Source organism: Streptomyces sp. W16 (assembly GCF_033194735.1).
Classification (GTDB): domain Bacteria; phylum Actinomycetota; class Actinomycetes; order Streptomycetales; family Streptomycetaceae; genus Streptomyces.
Genome location: NZ_JAWOAI010000536.1, coordinates 1 through 6,363 on the forward strand (window position 1 = coordinate 1; position 6,363 = coordinate 6,363).

The 6,363-nt window shown below is 70.8% G+C and carries 6 protein-coding genes; 3 read left to right on the forward strand and 3 right to left on the reverse strand.

Features of this window, described 5'->3' with window-relative positions:
• The coding region (locus R6V09_RS42940) for an MFS transporter (RefSeq protein ID WP_317886912.1) at window positions 1-838 on the forward strand (838 nt) is incomplete at its 5' end.
• 27 nt (window positions 839-865) lie between these two features.
• On the opposite strand, the gene R6V09_RS42945 is transcribed toward R6V09_RS42940, so the two are convergent.
• The 3 genes from R6V09_RS42945 to R6V09_RS42955 all read right to left on the reverse strand — a co-directional run bounded on the left by R6V09_RS42945 (window position 866) and on the right by R6V09_RS42955 (window position 3,565).
• The gene (locus R6V09_RS42945; RefSeq protein ID WP_317886913.1) at window positions 866-1,960 is read right to left on the reverse strand and encodes a CU044_5270 family protein; all 1,095 of its coding nucleotides are present in this window, start codon (window positions 1,958-1,960) and stop codon (window positions 866-868) included.
• Window positions 1,957-2,631, reverse strand: coding sequence for an RNA polymerase sigma factor (locus R6V09_RS42950; RefSeq protein ID WP_317886917.1), 675 nt, complete (start codon window positions 2,629-2,631; stop codon window positions 1,957-1,959). The genes R6V09_RS42945 and R6V09_RS42950 overlap by 4 nt, the downstream gene beginning before the upstream one ends.
• 148 nt (window positions 2,632-2,779) lie before the next feature.
• On the reverse strand, window positions 2,780-3,565 hold the full coding sequence (locus R6V09_RS42955; protein ID WP_317886914.1) for a class E sortase: 786 nt from the start codon (window positions 3,563-3,565) through the stop codon (window positions 2,780-2,782).
• 242 nt (window positions 3,566-3,807) lie between these two features.
• On the opposite strand from R6V09_RS42955, the gene R6V09_RS42960 reads away from it, so the two are divergent.
• Both R6V09_RS42960 and R6V09_RS42965 read left to right on the forward strand, forming a co-directional pair.
• Complete coding sequence (locus R6V09_RS42960) at window positions 3,808-5,283, forward strand: beta-1,6-galactanase (protein WP_317886915.1); 1,476 nt, start codon at window positions 3,808-3,810, stop codon at window positions 5,281-5,283.
• 89 nt (window positions 5,284-5,372) lie between these two features.
• On the forward strand, window positions 5,373-6,363 hold a 991-nt coding region (locus tag R6V09_RS42965), incomplete at its 3' end, for an MFS transporter (protein ID WP_317886916.1).

Sequence of the window (6,363 nt, forward strand, 5' to 3'; positions counted from 1 at the left end):
CGTCGTGGCCGCGCTCGGCGCCCGTACGCTGTCCGAGTCCCGCGCACCACGAGGCGGACGCCCCGACCTGGCCGGAGCGGTCACCTTCGGCCTTGCCCTGGTCGCCCTCGTGGCCGCGCTCACCCTCGGCCGCGACGGCTGGCTGCGCGCCCCGGTGGGCCTGCTGTTGCTGGCGGCCGTGCTGCTCGTCGGCGTTTTCGCGGTCGTCGAGCGCCGGGGCGCGACCCCGATGATCGACCTGAGCCTGCTGCGCCACCGCCCCTTCCTGGCCTCCTCGGCGGGCGGCCTGTTCACGGGCTTCGCGGTGATCGGCCTGTTCAGCTTCCTGCCGGCGCTGCTGCAGCAGACGCTGGGCCTGTCCGCGATCGACACGGCGTGGCTGTTCCTCCTCTGGTCCGGCCTGTCCTTCACGGTCGCCCTCCAGGCCCGCCGCCTCGCCGGCCGTATCACCTCCCGGCATCAACTCGCCCTGGGATTCCTGCTGCACGCGGCCGGCGTCCTGACCATGCTCGGCGCGCTGGACTCCGGTTCCTGGACCCGGCTGCTGCCGGGCCTGGTGATCGCCGGGGTGGGCAGCGGCCTGCTGAACGCCGCGCTGCCGCTGCTGTCCGTGGAGTCCGTACCGGCCGCCCGGGCCGCGATGGGCTCCGGCGCGCAGCAGACCTTCCGCTACCTCGGCTCGTGCGCGGGCGTCGCGCTGACGATCGCGATCGCCACGTCGGCGGGGAGCGGCCTTGCCCGTGGCGCGGACATCGCGATGGTGGTGTCGGCGGGACTCGCGGTGCTGGCGACGGTGAGCGTGGTGGTGCTGCGGGAGCGGGAGCAGGCGCAAGCCTGAATGCCCCCGCGCCCGCCCGGGCGTGACTCAGGGCCGCTCCCCCGGCTTGTCCACGACGCCCCAGGCGGCGCGGACCGTGATCATCGCGAAGGAGGTCGTGCCCGGCGCCGGCGAGGCGTTGGCGTACGGTCCCCCGGTGCCCTCGGAGACTTCGAGCGGTGCGGCGTGCAGGGCCTCCCCCAGGTACACGTACGTCTTCGGGTCGAAGAACAGTTCCTGCTTGCCCTGCCAGCCCGAGGCGCTGGGCTTGGCGTAGGTCACGGTGACTCCGATGGCCGCCCGCCCGATGGGGTCCTTGATGCCCTTCTCCACCCGGGCGCCGGGGATCCTGGCGAGCGCCCGGAACAGGCCGGCCTGCGCGTTCGGCGGGATCAGGACCGAACGGTAGAGGACGTCGATCTCCCGCCAGTCGCGCTCCGCCACGGTCTCGCCCTTGATGTCGCCGAGGGCGTGCTCCTTGCGAATGGCGGCCATCATGCGGCCCGGGTCGCTCGGGAGCGTCTTGAGGAAGCGGTAGAACTGGCGCTGGGACCGGTCGTCGTAGCCCTCCTTCTTCCACTTCTCCTCCTGGTTGGGCCCGTACCAGACCTGGAGTTTGTTCGGGTCGAAGTGCGAGATGTCGCCCGAGCCCGGGATGCCGGGCAGGCGTGCGGAGCCCGTGCCGTCCCAACGGGTCCACTCCTCCGAAGTCTGGGGCTTGCCCTGGCCGAGCATCGTGCTCTTCTCGTAGACCCACTGCTTGGGGCCGGGCTCGGTGGCGCCGAGCTTCTCCACGGTGGCGGCGGCCAGTTCGAGAGTGTCGGCCGAGGCCTGCGCGGACAGCAGCTGACGGCCGCCGGAGGCGGGGGACGGGGTGGGGGCGGTGCCCGGGGTGTCGTCGGTGAGGGAGGCCACGACCCCGCCGGTGACGACGAGGCCCGTGACCGCCGCGGCGGTCATCAGGACGAACCTGCGGCGGGGCAGCGAGACCCGGGTGGGCCGGTCGGCGACGGCCACCTCCTGCCCGAACGCCGCGGTGAGCAGGGCCCGTTGGGGCGCGAGTCGGTCGCTGTCGGGCAGAGGGACGTCGGCGCGCAGGGGGATGTCCACGCGCAGGGCACGTCCGTCGGTCGGCTCGTTCATGCGGGATCACCTTCCGGTACGTGCGGTGCGTGCGGTGCGAGCGGTTGGTCGGCTTCGCCGGGGGTCTCGCCGGGCCCGTCGAACGGGGCGTACGGACCCGCCGTGACGCGCAGTTTCCGGCGCGCCCGGTTGAGCCGGGAGCGGACGGTGCCGACCGGAATGTCGAGGGCCTCGGCGATCTCCTGGTAGGTGAAGTCGGCCCAGGCGAACAGCAGCAGCGCGTGCCGGTCCCCCTCCGAGAGGGCGGCCAGCGCCTTGGCCAGCGGCCGGGAGGCGGCCTGCGCGGTGACCCGGTCGTCGGCGGAGTCGGTCCAGGTCTCGGCCACCGGGTCGTGACCGGTACGGGCCAGCAGCTTCAGCGCCCTGACCTCCTCACGACGGTGCCGGCTGATCAGCTTGGCCGCGATGCCGTGCAGCCAGGGGCGGACACCGGCCCGCCCGCTGTCGTAACGGGCCCTGATCCGGAAGGCCGTGAGAAAGGTCTCGGCGGTGACGTCGTCGGCCGCGTCCCGGCCGAGGCGCCGGGCGACGTACTGGTGGATGGTGGGCGCGTGCCGGTCGAACAGCGTCGCGAAGCGCTCGGGTTCGTCGAGCGAGGCGGCGACGAGTACGGCGTCAGCCTGCTCGGTGTCCGGTTGCGCGGCGTCCGGCTGTTTGGCGTCCGGCTGCATGGCGTCCGGCTGTCTGGTGTCGCTCCCCGGGGAGGAGCGGCACAGTGAATCGGAATCGGTCATGGACGGTCCGTGTCGTCGGAGGAAAGGGACGGCGTTCACCCAGTACTTGCCGACTGACCGGAATCGGGTTCACGGACCCCCAGTGTCACGTGCGCGGTCGCGTGGACGTGAGCGTGCCCCAGACCACCATGCGGTACCGGGAGGTGAACTCCGGCGTGCAGGTGGTGAGGGTGACGTAGTAGCCCGGGGCGCTGTAGCCGTAGGCCGGCTTGACGGTCGAGCGCGGGATAGGCCGGATGACGCCGGAGTCGGCGGCGGAGGTCTGCGGCAGGATCTTGTCGACCGTGTAGGTGAAGACGGCCGCGCTCGTCTCGACCTGGACGGTGTCCTTGAGCCGCAGTCGCGGGAGATAGCGGAACGGCTCCCCGTGCGTGTTGCGATGCCCGGCGAGCGCGAAGTTCCCTGCCTGGCCCGGCTGTTGGGTGCCGGGGTAGTGGCCGACGTACCCCTTGTTGAGCACGTTCCGCTTGCTGACGCCTTCCGCGATCGGGACGCGGAGGTGGAGGCGGGGGATGGTGAGGACGGCGTAGGCCTGGGAGGAGTGGGGAGTGCTGGATCCTCCGGATCCGGTGGCGGTGGTGGTCCGGCTCGGTGAACTGCCCCCGTCGGCACCCGTGTTGGCCGATGGAGTACCACCGCTCGCGGCATCCGGTGTCGCTGTCGGCGCCTGTGTCGACCACTGCCGTTCCAGCGCCTGCACTTGGTGCTCGGCACCCCGGCGGGCCTCCCGGTTGGTCCACCACAACTGCTGGACGACGAGAAGGAGAAGGACGACCCCGGCGGTGACGAGGAGCTCGCCGCCGGTCCACAGGGCGCGTCGGCGCAGCGCACGGCGTCGACGGCTGTGCTGCTGCACGACGGGGACCCGCATGGGCCGCACGATAAGGGCCGGTCCCCGAACTCACCAGAGCCATGACTCCCGTTGGCCGCGCGGAGGCGCCTGTCCGGCATCTCGCGCACCGCCCGTTCGATCCTTCGTACACGGGTTTTAGAAAGGGGTGTCACAACCCTCGACAACCTCACACACCACACCCGATGCTTCCTGGTGGTACGAGCCGGGGGGATGGCCGACGCCGGTGGGACGACCGGCGGTTGAGCGAATCGGGAGAAGAAATGATCCGACGCAGAACCCTGCTGGCCGCGGCGGGCGGTGGCCTCCTCGGCACCGCCCTGGCGACCGGTACCGCACGGGCCGACGCGACGATCGCGGTCAACCCGGCGACGAAGTACGGCACTTGGGAAGGCTGGGGTACCTCGCTGGCCTGGTGGGCGAATGTCTTCGGCGCCCGCGACGACTTCGCCGACATCTTCTTCACCACCAAGTCGACGACGTACAACGGCACTTCGCTGCCCGGCCTGGGCCTGAACATCGCCCGCTACAACCTCGGCGGGTGCAGCTGGAACACGGTGAGCGGCGAGTCGATGGTCGCCTCCGCCAACATCCCCGCGTTCAAGCAGATCGAGGGCTACTGGCAGGACTGGAACAACGAGGACCCCACGTCCTCGGCGTGGAAGTGGACGGCGGACGCGACCCAGCGGGCGATGCTGGTGAAGGCGACGTCACGAGGGGCCACCACCGAACTCTTCGCCAACTCCCCCATGTGGTGGATGTGTCTGAACCACAACCCGTCGGGCGCTTCGGGCGGCGGCAACAACCTCCAGTCCTGGAACTACCGCCAGCACGCCTCCCACCTGGCGGCCGTGGCCCTGTACGCGAAGAACAACTGGGGCGTGAACTTCGCGACGGTCGAGGCCTTCAACGAGCCCTCGTCGAGCTGGTGGACGGCGACCGGCACGCAGGAGGGCTGCCACATGGACTCGACGGTCCAGGCGGCCGTACTCCCGTACGTCCGCAGCGAGTTGGACGCCCGCGGCCTGACGAGCACGAAGATCTCGGCGTCCGACGAGACGAGCTACGACCTGGCACGGACGACGTGGAGCGCCTTCAGCTCGACGACGAAGGGGTACGTGAACCGCGTCAACGTCCACGGCTACCAGGGCTCGGGCGGCCGTAGAGACCTGCTGTACACGGACGTTGTGACCACGTCGGGCAAGGCCCTCTGGAACTCGGAGACGGGCGACAGCGACTCCACGGGCCTGACGATGGCGAGCAACCTGCTCTACGACTTCCGCTGGCTGCACCCCACGGCGTGGACGTACTGGCAGGTCATGGACCCATCCTCGGGCTGGGCGATGATCGCGTACGACCAGAGCACGCTCGCGGCAGGCGCGGTGCAGACGAAGTACTACGTGATGGCCCAGTTCAGCCGCCACATCCGCCCCGGCATGACGATCCTGGACACGGGCGTGAGCTACGCGGCGGCGGGCTACGACGCGACGGCGAAGCGGTTGGTAATAGTGGCGGCAAACACAGGCTCGTCCTCCACGACCCTGACCTTCGACCTCTCCAAGTTCACGACGGTGGCGGGCGGTTCGAGCGGCCTGGTCCCGCGCTGGAACACGGTGACGGGTGGCGGGGGCGACTTGTACGCCTCCCACTCGGACACGTACCTGAGCGGGAAGACGGTGAGCGCGACGTTCGCGGCGGGGGCGGTGCAGACGCTGCAGATCGACGGGGTGGTGATCTGACCACTGGACCCGAACTCCGGTACGGCGGTGGGCAGTTCGGCCTGCTCGCGCTGGCGCTCGGCGGTTTCGGAATCGGTCTGACCGAGTTCGTGATCGCCGGGCTGCTGCCGCAGGTGAGCCGGAGCCTGAACGTGTCGACGGCAGCCGCGGGCTGGCTGATCTCCGGCTACGCCCTGACGGTCGCGGTGGGCGCGATAGGGGTCACGGCGGCGACGGCGGGGCTACCGCGCAAACCGGTCCTGGTCGGCCTGGTGGCCCTGTTCGTGGCGGGCAACCTGCTGTGCGCGATCGCGCCGAACTACCCGACCATGCTCCTGGGCCGCGTGGTGGCCGCCCTCTGCCACGGCACGTTCTTCGGCATCGGCTCCCTGGTCGCCCGCCGCCTGGTCCCACCCGAACGGGCCTCCCGAGCGGTCGCGATGATGTTCGCCGGCCTGACGGTGGCGAACGTCCTGGGCGTCCCCTTCGGCGCCCTGGTCGGCGAACGCTGGGGCTGGCGTGCGACGTTCTGGGCGATCACGGGGACGGGAGCGGTGGCGCTGCTGGCAATCGCGGTACTGGTGCCCGGCTGGGCAGGACGGGTGCGTGGAAGTGCAGACCTGAGGGCCCAACTCCGCGCCTTCCGCTCCACCCAGGTATGGCTGACCCTGACCGCCACGGCCCTCGGCTACGGCGGCATGTTCGGCGCGTTCAGCTACATCGCGTACACGTTCACGCGTGTCACGGGCTTCTCCACGACGGATGTGGCCTGGCTGTTGGTGGTCTACGGCACGGGACTGGTCGTAGGCAACATCGCGGGCGGGCGGGGGGCGGACCGCAATCGCGACGTGACGCTGCTCGTGTCGCTGGTCGGGTTGGCGGCGACGCTGACGGCGTTCGGGGTGTTGGCGAGCAGTCGGCCGGCCTCGGTGATTCTGGTGTTCCTCCTGGGCGCGTTCGGCTTCGCCACGGTCCCCGGGATGATCACCCGGGTCACCGACGCGGCGGGCGGCGTACCGCTGGCGGCCAGCGCGAACGTCTCCGCGTCGAATGTGGGGAACGCGGTGGGGGCGTGGTTGGGGGGCTTGGTGATCAGTGCGG